The sequence below is a fragment of the Acidovorax sp. JHL-3 genome (assembly GCF_000526295.1).
GTDB lineage: Bacteria > Pseudomonadota > Gammaproteobacteria > Burkholderiales > Burkholderiaceae_C > Acidovorax > Acidovorax defluvii.
The window spans coordinates 1,096,570-1,112,128 of record NZ_JAFU01000001.1 but is presented as its reverse complement, the minus strand read 5'-3'; the positions used below and the strand labels follow the sequence as shown (position 1 = coordinate 1,112,128).

The window sequence follows — 15,559 nt, the reverse complement described above, 5'->3', positions numbered from 1 at the left end:
AGATGTTGGTTGAGCTGCTTAAACAGCAGCGGCGCCGGACACGATTTCCGAAAGTTCTTTCGTGATCGCTGCCTGGCGCGTCTTGTTGTAGACCAGCTTCAACTCGCCAATGACGCTGCCGGCGTTGTCGGTGGCGGCCTTCATGGCCACCATGCGTGCCGACTGCTCGGACGCCATGTTTTCCGCAACCGCCTGGTAGATCAGGGACTCGACATAGCGAACCAGCAACTCGTCGATGACGCTTTGCGCGTCAGGTTCGTAGATGTAGTCCCAGCCATGCTCCGTTTTTTCGGCCTGCATCTGCTCGGAGGACAGGGGCAGCAACTGCTCCACCACCGACTCCTGCTTCATGGTGTTGATGAACTTGGTGTAGCTCAGATACACCGCGTTGATCTTGCCTTCGGCATAAGCATCGAGCAGCACCTTCACCGGGCCGATGAGCTTGTCCAGATGGGGCGTGTCGCCAAGACCCGTCACATGCGACACCACCTTGGCGCCCACACGGTTCAGGAATCCCAAACCCTTATTGCCAATGGCCACAGCTTCGGTGGACACGCCAGCGCTCTGCAATTCACGCAACTTGGTGGTCACGGCACGCAACACGTTGGTGTTCATGCCGCCACACAGGCCCTTGTCGGTAGTGACCACGATCACGCCAGCCGCCTTGGCCTCGTTCACCTTCATGAACGGGTGAACGTACTCAGGATTCGCATGACCGAGGTTGGCTGCAATGTTGCGGATCTTTTCGCTGTAGGGGCGAGCTGCCCGCATCCGTTCCTGCGCCTTGCGCATTTTGGATGCGGCCACCATTTCCATGGCTTTGGTGATCTTCTTGGTGTTTTCCACCGATTTGATCTTGCCGCGTATTTCCTTGCCTGCTGCCATGATGCCTCCTCGTCCGGTTTAAGCGAACGACTTCTTGAACGCGCCCACGGCAGCGGTCAATTCGGCCTCAGCGTCCTTGTCCATGGCGCGGTCCTTCTCCAGCTTGGCCAGCAGAGCGGCATGGCTGGTCTTGAGGAACTGGTGCAGGCCGTGCTCGAAGTCGAGCACCTTCTTGACGTCGATGTCGTCGAGGAAGCCCTTGTTCACAGCGAACAGCGTCGAAGCCATCAACGAGATAGGCAGAGGGCTGTACTGGGCTTGCTTGAGCAATTCCGTCACACGAGCGCCACGCTCCAGTTGCTTGCGGGTAGCTTCGTCCAGGTCGGAGGCAAACTGCGCAAAGGCAGCCAGCTCACGGTACTGGGCCAAGTCGGTACGGATACCGCCGGACAGGTTCTTGATCAGCTTGGTCTGTGCTGCACCACCCACGCGGGACACCGAAATACCGGCATTGATAGCGGGACGGATACCGGCGTTGAACAGGCTGGTTTCCAGGAAGATCTGGCCGTCGGTGATAGAAATCACGTTGGTTGGCACGAAAGCGGACACGTCGCCAGCTTGCGTTTCAATGATCGGCAGCGCAGTCAGCGAGCCAGTCTTCCCCTTCACGGAACCCTTGGTGAAGGCTTCGACATAGTCGGCATTCACGCGGGCTGCACGCTCAAGCAGGCGGCTGTGCAGATAGAACACGTCGCCAGGGTAGGCTTCGCGGCCTGGTGGGCGACGCAGCAGCAGCGAAACCTGGCGATAGGCCACGGCTTGTTTGGACAGGTCGTCATACACGATCAGGGCGTCTTCGCCGCGGTCGCGGAAATACTCACCCATCGTGCAGCCCGAGTAGGCCGACACGTATTGCATGGCGGCGGATTCAGATGCCGAGGCAGCCACGACAATGGTGTATTCCATCGCGCCGGCTTGTTCCAGTGAGCGCACCACGTTCTTGATCGACGACGCCTTCTGACCGATGGCAACGTAGATGCAGGTGACGCCCTGGCCCTTCTGGGCGATGATGGCGTCGATAGCGACGGCAGTCTTGCCGGTCTGGCGGTCACCAATGATCAATTCGCGCTGACCACGGCCCACAGGCACCATGGAGTCAATCGACTTCAGGCCGGTTTGCAACGGCTGGTCCACCGATTTACGGGCAATCACGCCCGGAGCAACCTTTTCGATCACGTCGGTGAGCTTGGCGTTGATAGGACCCTTGCCGTCAATCGGCTGACCCAAGGCGTTCACCACGCGGCCAATCAGCTCAGGGCCAACCGGCACTTCCAGAATGCGGCCAGTGCACTTGACGGTGTCGCCTTCGGAGATGTGCTCGTACTCGCCCAGAATCACGGCGCCGACAGAGTCGCGCTCGAGGTTCAGAGCCAGACCGTAGGAAGGCTGACCGTCCTTGGTGGCGGGGAACTCCAGCATTTCGCCTTGCATCACGTCCGACAGGCCATGAACGCGCACGATACCGTCAGACACGGACACCACGGTGCCCTGGTTGCGGATGTCGCTGTTGGCGGCCAGCCCTTCGATGCGGCTCTTGATGAGTTCAGAAATTTCTGCGGGATTGAGTTGCATGACTCTTTCCTTCTTTCTTTGGTTCGCGAAGACCTCGCCGCATTACGCGGTGAGGACCGCTTTCATTTGTTCAAGACGGGCCTTGACCGAAGTGTCCAGCACCTCGTCACCCACCACTACGCGAATGCCACCGATCAGGGACTCGTCCTGCTGCACGGTGAGATTGAGCTTGCGGCCAAAGCGGTTTTCCAGCGCCGAGCCGACGTCTGCCAGTGCAGCGCCATCCATGGGAAAGGCGCTGTAGACCACGGCGTCCGAAGACCCATTGCGGCGATTGACAAGAGCACGAAACTGCTCAGCCACTTCGGGGAGCGCGTTGAGACGCCCGTTGTCGATGACTGTACGCAGGAAGTTTTTCGCCATTTCGGGCAGCGCAGACTGCGCTACACCCGTGAAGACGTCAAACACCTGGTCTGCCGTCACCTTGGGGTTGTCCGCCAGCTGGCGCAACTGTGGGTTGGCGGCAATCGCCGCCAGTTCGTCCACCCAGGCAGCGGTGCTGCCCAGATCGACGCCCGCACCCGCCGTAACTGCCTTGAACAAGGCATCGGCGTAAGGGCGTGCAATGGTGGCGAGTTCTGCCATATTGTCCCCTTACAGCTCGGTCTTCAGGCGGTTGAGCAGGTCGGCATGAACGCCAGCATTGACTTCCTTGCGGAGAATCTGCTCGGCACCCTTGACGGCCAGTGCTGCCACCTGCTCACGCAGGGATTCGCGGGCTTGCACCGTCTGCTGCTCGGCTTCAGCGCGGGCAGCAGCAACAATCTTGTTGCCTTCCTCGGTGGCGCGGGCCTTGGCCTCTTCCACGATGGCCTGGGCACGTCGGTCGGCGTCCGCAAGACGCGAGGCCGTTTCGTTGCGGGCCTGTGACAGCTCCTTTTCGACGCGCTGATTGGCAGCGGTCAATTCGGACTTGGCACGGTCGGCAGCGGCGAGGCCATCGGCGATTTTCTGGGCTCGTTCATCCAGCGCCTTTGCGATCGGAGGCCACACGAATTTCATCGTGAACCACACAAGGATCAGAAAGACAATGGCCTGAACGAACAGGGTCGCATTGATACTCACGGCAACACCTTTCTAGAGTGGCGTTGAACGGGAATTACTTGGGCAGGTTGGCCAAGAACGTCGAAGCGAAGGGGTTGGCGAATGCGAACAGCAGAGCGATAGCCACACCGATCAGGAAAGCCGCATCGATCAGACCAGCCAAGATGAACATCTTGGTTTGCAGTTCGTTGATCAGTTCAGGCTGACGTGCCGACGATTCGAGGAACTTGCCACCCATCAGTGCGATACCGATCGAAGCGCCAATGGCACCAAGACCAACGATCAGACCACAAGCCAGAGCGACGAGACCGAGAATGTTTTCCATGATGACTCCTGAGTTAAAAAAGAAAAGTTAAGGAAAGAAACAACGAAAGGGAAAGCTTAGTGGGCGTTGTGCGCCTGGCCCAGGTAGATCAGCGACAGCATCATGAAAATGAATGCTTGCAGCGTGATCACCAGAATATGGAACAGCGTCCAGATGGTGCCCGCAATCACATGACCCACAGGCAGCAACACCCCAGACAGAGACAGCGCGGCTGCGCCACCCATCAATGCAATCAGCATGAAGACCAGTTCGCCGGCATACATGTTGCCGAACAACCGCATGCCGTGGGACACGGTATTGGCCACATATTCAATGATCTGCATCAGCACGTTGATCACACCGAGAATCAGGGCGAAGATCGGATTCTTGCTGGTACCAAAAGGAGCCGACACGAGTTCGTGCGCCCAACCGCCAGCACCCTTGATCTTGACGCTGTACCAGAAGCGCAGGATCAGAACAGCGAAAGCCAAACCAAGGGTCGTGGACAGATCGGCCGTCGGCACGACACGCAGGTAAGCATGACTCGGATCATGGCCAGCGGCGCCGTAGATCTGTGCCCAGAGGGCTGGCAGCGCATCCACCGGCAGCATGTCCATGAAGTTCATCAGGAAGATCCAGACAAACACGGTGAGGCCCAGCGGAGCGATGAACTTGCGGCTCTCAGCGTTGTGAATGTTGGCTTTCGCCTGATTGTCAACCATCTCCACCAGGATTTCCACGGCAGCCTGGAAGCGCCCCGGAACGCCGGAAGTTGCCTTGCGGGCAGCCGACCAGAGAATCAAAAGCGTGATGACGCCCAGAACGAGCCCCACAATGATGGAGTCGTAGTTGATGACGGTGAAGTCAACAATCTTGGTCTGGTTGACGTTCTGAAGATGCTGCAGGTGGTGAACGATGTATTCACTTGCAGTCGGAGCGTGCGCTTCTGCGGCCATCGGACAACTCTTCTCTATATCAATCGGTTTTTCGGACACCGGGCCGCACCAAAAGCGCCACCCAGTACGTTTTCATCGTGATCACCATGCCCACCACCAGGGCCAACCAACTCAACCCCGGCACCAGCCGAGGCGCCGCAGCCAGCAGCGCCACAGTCAACACGATCTTGGCAATTTCCCAACCAAAGAACCCCACCATGGCCGCCCGGGGATTAGCAGACGCCTTGCGGCGCAGCACGCCACGCGCAAACAAGGCAGCCGGAACCACCACCGCCAAAGCACCGTAGGCTGCAGACCAACCCATCGACGCCCGGCCCGTCAGAACCCAAGCCGCCAAAGCCACCACCACTCCGACCAGTACCTGACCCACCACAATCTTCCACACCGATACGGGAGGATTGCGACTGCGCCACTGCTCAGCCTCTTGGGCGGTCAGGGGCTTGAAGTCAGATTCTTCAGCCTCAGCTTCAGTGACAGGCGCGATTGTTTTCATGGATGAATGACGCCCGCGTTACAAGCTGGAACTTTTACAAAGCCTCTAATTATAAGTAAAAACCCGTGGCAAATAGCAAAGACCCGCAACGCGGATGCGAAAGTGGTGCGCGCGCTGCCCTGTTGTGGCTATCGACCAACGGCGCGCGGCACCACAATACACCTTTCTTGCACCCTTATCGAGCAAGGACATCGCTGTGAAGCATTGCCATTACTTGGCTTTGTCGCCCAATGGTAAAGCATCTGAAGCTATCAAAAAAGAAGCACTCATCCATGATTTCTCCTACACCGCCCCCAGCCAACGGCGCTGCACCATCCACCGATGATCCCCGCAAGGATTCTCTGATCGAATACCCATCCCGGTTTCCCATCAAGGTCATGGGCGCTAAAGTGGATGGTTTTGTGCATGCAGTGACCGAGTTGGCGCACCGCTTCGACCCCACTTTCGATGCCGCCACCATTGAACTGCGCGACAGCCGTGCGGGCAATTATCTCGGCGTCACCATCACCATCACCGCCACCAGCCGGGAGCAGCTTGATGACCTGTACCGCGCGCTGTCAGCACACCCCCTGGTGAAAGTGGTGCTCTAAGACATGGCCATCGACCTCAGCGTGCTGGGCCGGGTGGACTATGCCGCCACCGTGCAGGCCATGCAGGACCACACGGCGACCCGCACGCCGGAGAGCCGTGATTTGCTCTGGATTTGCGAGCACGATGCGCTTTACACACAAGGGATAGCGGGCAAATCAGATCACATTCTTCGCCCCGGCAACATTCCGGTGGTTGCCACCAACCGGGGCGGGCAGGTCACTTTTCATGGCCCCGGTCAGGTGGTGGCTTACCCGCTGATTGACCTGCAGCGCGCCGGCTATTTCGTCAAGGAATACGTCTATCGCATTGAAGAGGCGGTGATCCGCACACTGGCGCACTTTGGTGTCACGGGCCACCGCGTGGCTGGTGCCCCCGGCATCTATGTGCGCCTGGATGACCCGCACAGCCACGCGCTGCTGCCCCAGCGGCCACAAAAGCGCGTCGGCGCCGCTGCTCCAGTGCCCGAATTTGACGGGCTGGGGAAGATTGCCGCTTTGGGCATCAAGGTCAGCCGGCACTGCACCTACCATGGTGTGGCGCTCAATATCGCCATGGACCTTGAACCCTTTGAGCGCATCAACCCTTGCGGTTACGCAGGATTGCGCACGGTGGACCTTTCTACAATCGGGGTTCAAACCACCTGGGAAGAAGCCGCGCAGGTGCTGGGCCAGCAGCTCAGCATCCGTCTCGCGCCTTGACCACCACCACGCTGCCTACACGCCATGAGCACCCCTGAAGTCGTCCGCGAAGCACAGTCCGCTGAAACCTACAACCCGCTGGCCAAACAGAAGGCCGCAGCCAAACTGTCGCGCATTCCGATCAAGGTGGAACAGGGCGAAGTACTCAAAAAGCCCGACTGGATCCGCGTGAAGGCCGGCTCGCCGACCACGCGCTTCTACGAGATCAAACAGATCCTGCGCGAGAGCAATCTCAACACAGTTTGTGAAGAAGCCTCGTGCCCCAACATCGGCGAATGCTTTGGCAAGGGCACGGCCACCTTCATGATCATGGGCGACAAGTGCACGCGCCGCTGCCCGTTCTGCGATGTGGGCCACGGCCGTCCCGATCCGCTCGACAAAGATGAGCCCCTGAACCTGGCCAAGACGATTGCCGCACTCAAGCTCAAATACGTGGTGATCACCAGCGTGGACCGCGACGATCTGCGCGACGGCGGTAGCGGACATTTTGTGGAGTGCATCCAGAACATCCGCGCACTCTCGCCCCAGACGCAAATCGAGATTCTGGTGCCCGACTTCCGGGGCCGCGACGACCGCGCGCTGGAAATCCTGAACGCTGCGCCGCCCGATGTGATGAACCACAACCTGGAAACCGCGCCGCGCCTGTACAAGGAAGCACGCCCGGGCTCGGATTACCAGTTCAGCCTGAATCTGCTGAAAAAGTTCAAGGCCCTGCACCCCAACGTGCCCACCAAGAGCGGCATCATGGTGGGTCTGGGCGAGACGGACGAAGAGATCTTGCAGGTGATGCGCGACATGCGTGCGCACAACATCGACATGCTGACCATCGGCCAGTATCTGGCCCCCAGCAACAGCCACTTGCCCGTACGCCGCTACGTGCACCCCGAAACCTTCAAGATGTTCGAGGCCGAAGCCTACAAGCTGGGCTTCAGCCATGCCGCTGTGGGCGCCATGGTGCGCAGCAGCTATCACGCCGACCAGCAGGCCCACGCCGCCGGCGTGTAAGCCCTTGATCGGAGCGCAGCCCCGAACAGGCTTGCGCTTCCAACGCTGCGACGAGATGCCACATCTGCTCCGCCTATAGTCGGCGCCATGCAAGCCAATCTCTACGCCTTGGGCGCCATCGCCCTGTGGGCCTCGCTCGCCTCGCTCGGCGTTTCGCTCACGCACATTCCGCCGTTCCTGCTCACGGGCATCGCCCTCATCATCGGCAGTGTGCCCGCATGGCCTTTTGTTCTGCGCGATCCCTCGCAATGGCGCATTCCCGCGCGCACGCTGGCGCTGGGCGTGTATGGCCTGTTTGCTTACCACTTCCTGCTGTTTATCGCGCTGCGCCACGCGCCGCCCGTCGAGGCCAACCTGGTCAACTACCTGTGGCCACTGCTCATCGTGGTCCTGGCACCCGTGGTGTTGCCCGGCGTAGCCCTGCGCCTGCCCCATGTGCTGGCGGCCCTGCTGGGCTTTGGCGGCGCAGCCATTGCCATGGTGGGAGGGCGCGAATTAAGCGGCACGCTGGCCTGGGGCTACCTGCCCGCACTGGCGGCGGCGTTCATCTGGGCCACCTACTCGCTGCTCACCAAGCGTGTGGCGGCCTTCCCCACCACGGCCATTGGCCTGTTCGGACTGGTCTCGGGCGTGCTCTCGCTGCTGTGCCATGTGGTGCTGGAACCGCCCGCTTCGCTGCAGGCGCGCGATTGGGCGCTGCTGGCCGTGCTGGGCCTGGGCCCGCTGGGCGCATCGTTCTTTCTTTGGGATAAGGCGCTCAAGCTCGGGGATGCGCGGCACATCGGCATCCTGAGCTACATCACGCCGCTGGCCTCTACCGCTCTGCTGCTGCTGGTGAGCGGCCGCCCGTTCAGCTGGAGCATTGCCATCTCCACGGCAATGATCATCAGCGCCGCCGTGATGGGCATGCGGGCCCGGTAGAAAATTTGGCCAAAAAGGTCTATAGCGCTTATGGATAAAGCGCAAACAGCTATTATTTATATAGCATGTCAGGCCACAGCCAATGCAGCGGTCACTTCCCCCGCCAGCACTTGCTGTGCCCACGGGGCCAGCTTGCGGATGTCGGCCCGCAAGATCTCTTGCTTCACGGCCAGGATCTGCGCCGGGTGCATCGAAAAACTGCGCAGGCCCAGCCCCAGCAACAGGCGCGTCATGGTCACATCGCCCGCTGTTTCGCCGCACACACACACGCTCTTGCCTTGCGCCTGGCCCTCTGAGATCACGTCGGCCACCAGGCGCAGCACCGCAGGGTGCAAGGGGTCGTACAGATGGGCCACGGCTTCGTCGGCGCGGTCGATGGCCAGGGTGTACTGGATGAGGTCGTTGGTACCGATGGACAAAAAATCGAAATGCTTGAGAAAGCTGCGCACCATCAAGGCGGCTGCTGGCACTTCGATCATGGCGCCCAGCTCGACCGGGCCATACGGCACGCCCCGGGCGTCGAGTTCGGCACGCGCCAACGCCACCTGGGCCAGCGTCTGCTCGATTTCGTGCAGATGCGCCAGCATCGGGAACAGCAACTTCACCTTGCCGTAGGCGGCTGCGCGCAGCACCGCGCGCAGCTGGTTTCGGAACATGGACGGATCGGCCAGGCTCCAGCGAATGGCCCGCAAACCAAGGGCGGGATTGAGGTGCGTGTCCTTGTGGCCCTTGTCCAGTGGTTTGTCGGCGCCCACGTCAATGGTGCGAATGGTGACCGGCAGGCCCTGCATGCCGTCGATGGCTTCGCAATACGCCCGGTATTGCTCGTCTTCACCGGGCAGGTTGCCATTTTTGCCCATGAAGAGGAATTCGCTGCGGAACAGGCCTACGCCCACGGCGCCCGCGCGCACGGCGGCAGCGGCATCGCCAGGCTGCTCGATGTTGGCCAGCAGCTCGACCTTGTGGCCGTCCAGCGTGACCGCGGGCGTGTGGCGCAGGCGCGAGAGGCGCTCGCGCTCCAGCTCGGTCTGGCGCTGGCGAAACCCGTATTCGGCCAGAACGATGGGCGAGGGGTCCACGATCATCACCCCGGCATCGCCGTCGATGATGACCCAGTCGTCCTGGCGCACCAGCTGGCTGGCCGCACGCGCGCCCACCACGGCCGGAATGTCCATGCTGCGCGCCACGATGGCAGTGTGCGAGGTTTTTCCGCCCACGTCGGTCACAAACCCGGCGAAAACGCTCTGCTTGAACTGCAGCATGTCGGCCGGTGACAGGTCGTGCGCCACCAACACCAGGGGCACATCCACGGTGTCATCAAGCAGCAAATCTTGCTGGGTCTTGCGGCGCGGGCTGCTGGCAGGTGGCGCCACGGGGCTGGCCACGCCCTTCATGTAGCGCAGGATGCGCTCGACCACCTGTTCCAGGTCGGCCTTGCGCTCGCGCAGGTATTCGTCTTCCATCTCGTCGAACTGGCGCGCGATCAGCTCGAACTGCGTGGTCAGGGCCCACTCGGCGTTGTACAGGCGCTCGGAAATCCAGTGCTTGACCCCGCTGGTGAGCATCTCGTCCTGTAGCAGCATCAGGTGCACATCCAGCAGCGCGGTCAGTTCGGGCGGCGCATCGGGCGGCATCTCGGCCTGCAGGCGCTGCAATTCATCGGCCACCGCGTTGCGCCCCTGGCGCACCCGCTCGATTTCAGCCGCCACCTGCTCGGGCTGGATGAAATAGTGCGCCACATCCACGCGGCTGGAAGCCACCAGCACGGCCCGGCCGATGGCGATGCCCCGGGCAACCGCAAGTCCGTGGACGGAAAACGTCATCGAAGATCCTTCTCTGGCAACAGTTCAATCACCGCGTCGGCCCCCGCGCACCGGCGGGCACCAGACACGCGCCCGGTGCGCTCACGGGCACGCCTGTCATTCGCCCTCGCCGAACTTGTCGGCGATCAGCGCGAGCAGCGCATCCATGGCCTCTTGCTCGCGCTCACCGATGGTCTCGATTTCCACCTCGGTGCCCATGCCGGCGGCCAGCATCATCACGCCCATGATGCTCTTGGCATTGATGCGGCGATCTCCCCGGCTCATGAAAACATCGCACGGAAAACTGCCCGCCAGCTTGGTCAGCTTGGCAGACGCGCGGGCATGCAGGCCCAGCTTATTGTTGATGGTCGTGTGGGTCTTGATCATGGGAGTTTCGTCGAGTCTGGTTCTGCGGCGCCGCAATGGCCACCTGCATCACACCCTGGGTGCCGCCGACGACAGCGCGGGACACCACGGCGTCAAGGGGCTCTGCCCTGTAGCTCACGGCACGCAGCAGCATCGGCAGGTTCACACCCGCCACCAGGCGCGAGCCCACGCCGTCCACCAGTCGTTGTGCGATGTTGCAGGGCGTGGCGCCAAAAAGGTCGGTCAGCACCAGCGTGGAATGCGTGCCCATTTGCTGCAGCAGGCTGCGCGCCTGCGCGAGGCTGTCTTCTGGTGCGGCGTGGGGTTGCACATCCAGCGCCGCAACGCTGTCGCCGCAGTCAGAAAACACGTGCAAAGCACATTCGCGCAAGGCATGAGCCAGCGGGGCGTGGGCAATGATGAGAATGCTGGTGCTCATGGTGTGATCGTTTGCCTCGCATTATGGCGGCCTGCAACGGTGCCACGGCAGACAAACCGATAGCGGCGCCCCGGGGCAACAGGTTCAATGAAGGGTCAGGCCGGCAAAAAAGGCGTCGGCCACGTCAGGCCGGGGCTTGGCGGTGTACACCACGGCGTGGTAGAGCCGCACCTGGGGGCCCATCGCGCGCGCAAACCACACCCCCTGCACCGTGACGGCGGCGCCGTCCGCGCGCTGCCCCTGCGCCACCAGGCGCGCCGCCGACGGCAGTGGCAGCGTGCCCGGTGGCGCAAATGCCTGCTCGGACAGCACGGTGGCCGCGCCCACACGCGCCAGCGCCGCCGCCCGCCAGTGCGCCAGCGCAGTGTCGGCGCGGGCCGGGTCAGGCAACGCGGCGTGCGAGATGGCAAAGGTGGCGTTATCGGCTTCGCAGCCCGCCATGGCCAGCTCCACCGGCAAACCGGCCATTTCCACGGTGCGCACGGCATGGTCGGGCTTGCACGGCAGGGTGGCAGTGAGTGCGGCGCCGTCAAGCGCCACGCTGCGCCAGTTCAGGGCGGGGCTGCATGCCGCCAGCATCAGGGCGGCAACCCAGGGCAATGTCCGTTTCATGGCTCGATTATCAGCAGCGGCGTGCTTTCGTGCAGTGCGGCACACTGGGCGAACGAACTTTCATGGCTGCCTGAGGTCCATCCAACATGGTCACACAGGGCAGCAGGCGTGGGCAAGAAGTCCTGCACAATGCAGCGTTGGGCGTGGCCCATAGCTTTTGGATGAGGATGTCATGGGTATCAAGCATTGGGCGGTGGGTGCCGCATTGGTGGCTTTTGCGGGCGTGGGGGCGTTTGTGTATCTGGACGCCGGGCGTTCGGTCGCACCGGAATCCACGTTTGTATTGCTGGACGGCTCAAGCCAAACCACCGCCGATCTGCGTGGCAAAGTCACGCTGGTGAATTTCTGGGCCACCAGCTGTACTACCTGCGTAGCCGAGATGCCCGAAATCATCGCCACCCACAACAAATACCACGCCAAGGGTTTTGACACTCTGGCCGTGGCCATGAGTTATGACCCGCCGAGCTACGTGGTGAACTTTGCCGAATCGCGCAAGCTGCCTTTCAAGGTGGCGCTCGACAATACCGGTGCTGTGGCCAAGGCCTGGGGTGACGTGCGCCTCACGCCGTCAACTTTCATCGTGAACAAGCGTGGCGAAATCGTCAAAAGCTTTGTCGGCGCCCCCAACTTTCCGGAACTGCACCAGCTGATTGAAAAACTCCTGGCAGAAAGCTGATCGGACAGCTTGCCCGCGGTTGCACCAAAGGCCTGCATCTCGGAACCAGCCCTTTTCGGTGGTGATGGCCTGCACTCAAATTGCTCTGCAATGCCACGGTGTGTTCGCGGTCGCTGTGTTCGACCGCGAGGGCGCTGTCGTTGCGGAGAACGTTGTGCAGCGTGCAGACCACCATCCCTCCCTGCCGCTACACTGTCTTTTTGACTTCGCCAGCTTGCGTTGTGGATAAGTTACCCGTCACTCTGCTGAACCCGTCCCTGCCGCACGAAATGGACATGGTGCGCGCCATCTTCCGGGAATACGCCGAAAGCCTCGGAATCGACCTGTGTTTCCAGGATTTTGAGAACGAACTCGCGCAGTTGCCTGGCGAGTACGCTGCGCCACGCGGCCACTTGCTGCTGGCCGAGGTGGATGGTGCCATCGCCGGTTGCTGCGCTTTGCGCCCACTTGACACAGCCGATTACCCCAATGCCGCAGAAATGAAACGCCTGTATGTGCGCAAGGCGTTTCGCGGCTTTGGCCTGGGCCGCCAACTGGCCGAAGCGGCGCTCGACGCGGCACGGGCAAAGGGCTACGCCTGCGTGCTGCTCGATACGCTGGACGAAATGGAATCCGCACGGGCCCTGTACGCAGACTTCGGCTTCGTCGAAATCCCACCCTACTATCACAACCCCATTCCCGGGGCGCACTATCTCAAGGCGGATATTATTTAAGCCAAATTGAGCGCCAGCCCTTTTACAACGAGCGCTAGCAGCTACTTATTTAATAGCAAATCAAGCTTTGGCCTGCGCCAGCAATGTGTCGGCATCGCTGACGGCGAATTGCCCTGGCGCTTCCACATTGAGCGTGACGACCTTGCCATCGCGCACCAGCATCGAGTAGCGGTTGCTGCGCAGGCCCATGCCCTTGCCATGAAGATCCAGCGTCAGGCCCGTGGCTTTGGCAAAGGCGGCATCGCCGTCGGCCAGCATGCGCACCTTGTCGCCGGACTTCTGGTCACGCGCCCATGCGCCCATCACAAACGCATCATTCACGCTCACACACCAGATCTCATCGACACCCGCGGCGCGGAACTCGGCAGCCTTGGCCACGTAGCCGGGTACATGTTTGGCTGAGCAGGTGGGAGTGAACGCACCGGGCAATGCAAACAGCGCAATGGTTTTCCCTGCGGTGGCCTTGTCTACCGGCACGGGGTTCGGCCCGATGCTGCAGCCTTCGCCCTCGACTTCCGAGTATTCCATCAGGGTGGTGGCGGGCAGTGTGTCACCGACTTTGATCATGTTCATCTCCAAGGGGCTGGGGGAGTCCGCCGGGGTGCACATTGCATCCCACAAAGCAAAACGACCCACATTGTGGGTCGTTTTGAAGGTCCTTGCAGGCTTACGCCATTAGGGCTTAGAGCAGGCCGGCCTTTTGCACCAGACGGGTAGCAACCCAGTTCTTGGTCTTGGAGAGCGGACGGCTCTCGGTGATTTCGATCGTATCGCCCAGCTTGTACTCGCCATTTTCATCATGGGCGTGGTACTTGCTCGACTTACCGACGATCTTGCCGTAGAGCTCGTGCTTCACACGGCGCTCCACGAGCACCGTTACGGTCTTTTGACGCTTGTCGCTGACCACCTTGCCAACCAAGGTGCGCTTGAGGGATTTTTTAGGTTCCGTCATAGGGGCTCCTTACTTGGCGGCTTGCTTTTCAGCAAGAATGGTCTTGGCGCGAGCGATGTCGCGGCGGGTGGTACGCAACGTGTTGGTGTTACCCAGCTGTTGCGTAGCCTTCTGCATGCGCAGACCGAAATGGGCTTTTTGCAAGGCCTTGATTTCGGTTTCGATGCCGGCGACGTCTTTTTGGCGCAGTTCAGTAGCTTTCATTGCATGTTCTCCTGAATTACGAGCCAATCAGGCGGCTGACAAACGTGGTGCGCAGCGGCAGCTTGGCGGCAGCCAGGCGGAACGCTTCGCGGGCCAGTTCTTCAGGCACGCCCACGATTTCAAAAACGATCTTGCCGGGCTGGATTTCAGCCACGTAATACTCGGGGTTGCCCTTACCGTTACCCATACGCACTTCTGCGGGCTTGGTAGAGATTGGCTTGTCCGGGAACACGCGGATCCAGATACGGCCGCCACGCTTGACGTGACGGGAAATCGCACGGCGTGCAGCTTCGATCTGGCGGGCCGTCAGACGGCCACGATCGGTGCACTTCAGACCGAAATCACCGAACGCAACGGAGGCTCCCCGAGTTGCGACACCAGTGTTCCGGCCCTTTTGCTCCTTGCGGTATTTGCGGCGAGCGGGTTGCAGCATCTTTATTCTCCTTTGCCGTCCGCTGCTGTAGCGGGCGCGTCAACTTTACGAACGCGCTTAACGGCGGTTGCGTCGGCGCCACCGGCACCAACGGGCTTGTCGCTGCCATCGGCAGGGGCGCTGTTGGCGCCCACGGGACGACGTGGACCACCACGGCCAGCACCTGGACGATCGCCACCTGGGCGGCCATCACGGCGTGGGCCACGTGGGCGACGCTCTTCTTCCGGACGTGGGGTTTCCACGGCTGGCAGATCATTGCGACCCAGGGTGTCACCCTTATAGACCCAGACCTTGACGCCGATCACACCATAGGTGGTCTTGGCTTCAGAGGTACCGTAGTCAATATCGGCACGCAGTGTGTGAAGTGGCACGCGGCCTTCACGGTACCACTCGCAACGAGCGATTTCGATACCGTTCAGACGACCGGACGACATGATCTTGATGCCCTGGGCACCCAGACGCATGGCGTTCTGCATGGCACGCTTCATGGCGCGACGGAACATGATGCGCTTTTCGAGCTGCTGCGTGATGCTGTCGGCGATCAGCTTGGCATCGATTTCGGGCTTGCGCACTTCTTCGATGTTCACTGCAACCGGCACGCCCAAGCGAGCCGCGAGTTCCTTCTTAAGGTTCTCGATGTCTTCACCCTTCTTGCCGATCACCACGCCCGGACGTGCCGAGTAAATGGTGATGCGGGCGTTCTTGGCAGGACGCTCGATCAGGATGCGCGACACAGCGGCGTTCTTCAACTTGGCCTTCAGGTACTCACGCACCTTGATGTCTTCGGCCAGCATGCCCGCGAAATCACGGTTGCTGGCGTACCAACGGCTGGACCAGTTGCGGCTGACCGCAAGGCGGAAGCCGGTAGGATGGATTTTCTGTCCCATAGTCTT

22 protein-coding genes are annotated in these 15,559 nt (G+C 61.1%); 6 read left to right on the top strand and 16 right to left on the bottom strand.

The window, feature by feature from the left end; translation table 11 throughout:
* Window positions 1–18: 18 nt before the first annotated feature.
* From atpG to K226_RS0105145, 7 genes are read right to left on the bottom strand one after another with little or no spacing between them, the layout of a single operon-like run.
* Entirely contained in the window at window positions 19–885 is an 867-nt protein-coding gene (atpG, locus tag K226_RS0105175) for a F0F1 ATP synthase subunit gamma (RefSeq protein WP_024813797.1), read from the bottom strand.
* Window positions 886–903: 18 nt separating this feature from the next.
* Entirely contained in the window at window positions 904–2,457 is a 1,554-nt protein-coding gene (gene atpA, locus K226_RS0105170; RefSeq protein ID WP_024813796.1) for a F0F1 ATP synthase subunit alpha, read from the bottom strand.
* 42 nt (window positions 2,458–2,499) lie between these two features.
* Entirely contained in the window at window positions 2,500–3,042 is a 543-nt protein-coding gene (locus K226_RS0105165; RefSeq protein WP_024813795.1) for a F0F1 ATP synthase subunit delta, read from the bottom strand.
* 9 nt (window positions 3,043–3,051) lie between these two features.
* Window positions 3,052–3,522, bottom strand: a complete 471-nt coding sequence (locus K226_RS0105160) for a F0F1 ATP synthase subunit B (RefSeq protein ID WP_024813794.1) — start codon at window positions 3,520–3,522, stop codon at window positions 3,052–3,054.
* A 34-nt stretch (window positions 3,523–3,556) separates the two neighbouring features.
* On the bottom strand, window positions 3,557–3,826 hold the full coding sequence (gene atpE, locus K226_RS0105155; protein WP_007847749.1) for a F0F1 ATP synthase subunit C: 270 nt from the start codon (window positions 3,824–3,826) through the stop codon (window positions 3,557–3,559).
* 56 nt (window positions 3,827–3,882) lie between these two features.
* Window positions 3,883–4,761, bottom strand: coding sequence for a F0F1 ATP synthase subunit A (gene atpB, locus K226_RS0105150; RefSeq protein ID WP_024813793.1), 879 nt, complete (start codon window positions 4,759–4,761; stop codon window positions 3,883–3,885).
* 19 nt (window positions 4,762–4,780) lie between these two features.
* Entirely contained in the window at window positions 4,781–5,254 is a 474-nt protein-coding gene (locus K226_RS0105145) for an ATP synthase subunit I (protein WP_024813792.1), read from the bottom strand.
* Between the two features lie 272 nt (window positions 5,255–5,526).
* Here K226_RS0105145 and K226_RS0105140 point away from each other — a divergent pair, with 272 nt between their 5' ends.
* The 4 genes from K226_RS0105140 (at window position 5,527) to K226_RS0105125 (ending at window position 8,469) form a co-directional block, all read left to right on the top strand.
* The gene (locus K226_RS0105140; protein WP_024813791.1) at window positions 5,527–5,844 is read left to right on the top strand and encodes a YbeD family protein; all 318 of its coding nucleotides are present in this window, start codon (window positions 5,527–5,529) and stop codon (window positions 5,842–5,844) included.
* Window positions 5,845–5,847: 3 nt separating this feature from the next.
* A complete protein-coding gene (gene lipB / locus K226_RS0105135) occupies window positions 5,848–6,543 on the top strand; it encodes a lipoyl(octanoyl) transferase LipB (protein ID WP_024813790.1) in 696 nt (231 codons plus the stop codon).
* Window positions 6,544–6,567: 24 nt separating this feature from the next.
* Entirely contained in the window at window positions 6,568–7,548 is a 981-nt protein-coding gene (gene lipA / locus K226_RS0105130) for a lipoyl synthase (protein WP_024813789.1), read from the top strand.
* Window positions 7,549–7,635: 87 nt separating this feature from the next.
* Window positions 7,636–8,469: a DMT family transporter gene (locus K226_RS0105125; RefSeq protein ID WP_024813788.1), complete on the top strand. Its 834-nt coding sequence runs from the start codon at window positions 7,636–7,638 to the stop codon at window positions 8,467–8,469.
* A gap of 68 nt (window positions 8,470–8,537) precedes the next feature.
* Here K226_RS0105125 and ptsP read toward each other — a convergent pair whose 3' ends face one another.
* The 4 genes from ptsP to K226_RS0105105 all read right to left on the bottom strand — a co-directional run bounded on the left by ptsP (window position 8,538) and on the right by K226_RS0105105 (window position 11,688).
* On the bottom strand, window positions 8,538–10,292 hold the full coding sequence (gene ptsP, locus K226_RS0105120) for a phosphoenolpyruvate--protein phosphotransferase (RefSeq protein ID WP_024813787.1): 1,755 nt from the start codon (window positions 10,290–10,292) through the stop codon (window positions 8,538–8,540).
* A 96-nt stretch (window positions 10,293–10,388) separates the two neighbouring features.
* Entirely contained in the window at window positions 10,389–10,658 is a 270-nt protein-coding gene (locus tag K226_RS0105115) for an HPr family phosphocarrier protein (protein WP_024813786.1), read from the bottom strand.
* Window positions 10,627–11,076, bottom strand: a complete 450-nt coding sequence (locus tag K226_RS0105110; protein ID WP_024813785.1) for a PTS sugar transporter subunit IIA — start codon at window positions 11,074–11,076, stop codon at window positions 10,627–10,629. The genes K226_RS0105115 and K226_RS0105110 overlap by 32 nt, the downstream gene beginning before the upstream one ends.
* 84 nt (window positions 11,077–11,160) lie before the next feature.
* Entirely contained in the window at window positions 11,161–11,688 is a 528-nt protein-coding gene (locus tag K226_RS0105105) for a hypothetical protein (RefSeq protein ID WP_024813784.1), read from the bottom strand.
* Between the two features lie 172 nt (window positions 11,689–11,860).
* Between K226_RS0105105 and K226_RS0105095 the strand changes: the two genes are divergently transcribed.
* Entirely contained in the window at window positions 11,861–12,364 is a 504-nt protein-coding gene (locus K226_RS0105095) for a peroxiredoxin (RefSeq protein WP_024813783.1), read from the top strand.
* 221 nt (window positions 12,365–12,585) lie between these two features.
* A complete protein-coding gene (locus K226_RS0105090) occupies window positions 12,586–13,077 on the top strand; it encodes a GNAT family N-acetyltransferase (protein ID WP_024813782.1) in 492 nt (163 codons plus the stop codon).
* Between the two features lie 60 nt (window positions 13,078–13,137).
* Here K226_RS0105090 and K226_RS0105085 read toward each other — a convergent pair whose 3' ends face one another.
* The 5 genes from K226_RS0105085 to rpsC all read right to left on the bottom strand — a co-directional run bounded on the left by K226_RS0105085 (window position 13,138) and on the right by rpsC (window position 15,553).
* On the bottom strand, window positions 13,138–13,644 hold the full coding sequence (locus tag K226_RS0105085; RefSeq protein ID WP_024813781.1) for a peroxiredoxin: 507 nt from the start codon (window positions 13,642–13,644) through the stop codon (window positions 13,138–13,140).
* 115 nt (window positions 13,645–13,759) lie between these two features.
* Window positions 13,760–14,029, bottom strand: a complete 270-nt coding sequence (rpsQ, locus tag K226_RS0105080) for a 30S ribosomal protein S17 (RefSeq protein ID WP_024813780.1) — start codon at window positions 14,027–14,029, stop codon at window positions 13,760–13,762.
* Window positions 14,030–14,038: 9 nt separating this feature from the next.
* Window positions 14,039–14,233, bottom strand: a complete 195-nt coding sequence (gene rpmC / locus K226_RS0105075) for a 50S ribosomal protein L29 (RefSeq protein ID WP_024813779.1) — start codon at window positions 14,231–14,233, stop codon at window positions 14,039–14,041.
* 16 nt (window positions 14,234–14,249) lie between these two features.
* The gene (rplP, locus tag K226_RS0105070; RefSeq protein ID WP_005796975.1) at window positions 14,250–14,666 is read right to left on the bottom strand and encodes a 50S ribosomal protein L16; all 417 of its coding nucleotides are present in this window, start codon (window positions 14,664–14,666) and stop codon (window positions 14,250–14,252) included.
* A 2-nt stretch (window positions 14,667–14,668) separates the two neighbouring features.
* The gene (gene rpsC / locus K226_RS0105065) at window positions 14,669–15,553 is read right to left on the bottom strand and encodes a 30S ribosomal protein S3 (RefSeq protein ID WP_024813778.1); all 885 of its coding nucleotides are present in this window, start codon (window positions 15,551–15,553) and stop codon (window positions 14,669–14,671) included.
* Window positions 15,554–15,559: the final 6 nt, after the last annotated feature.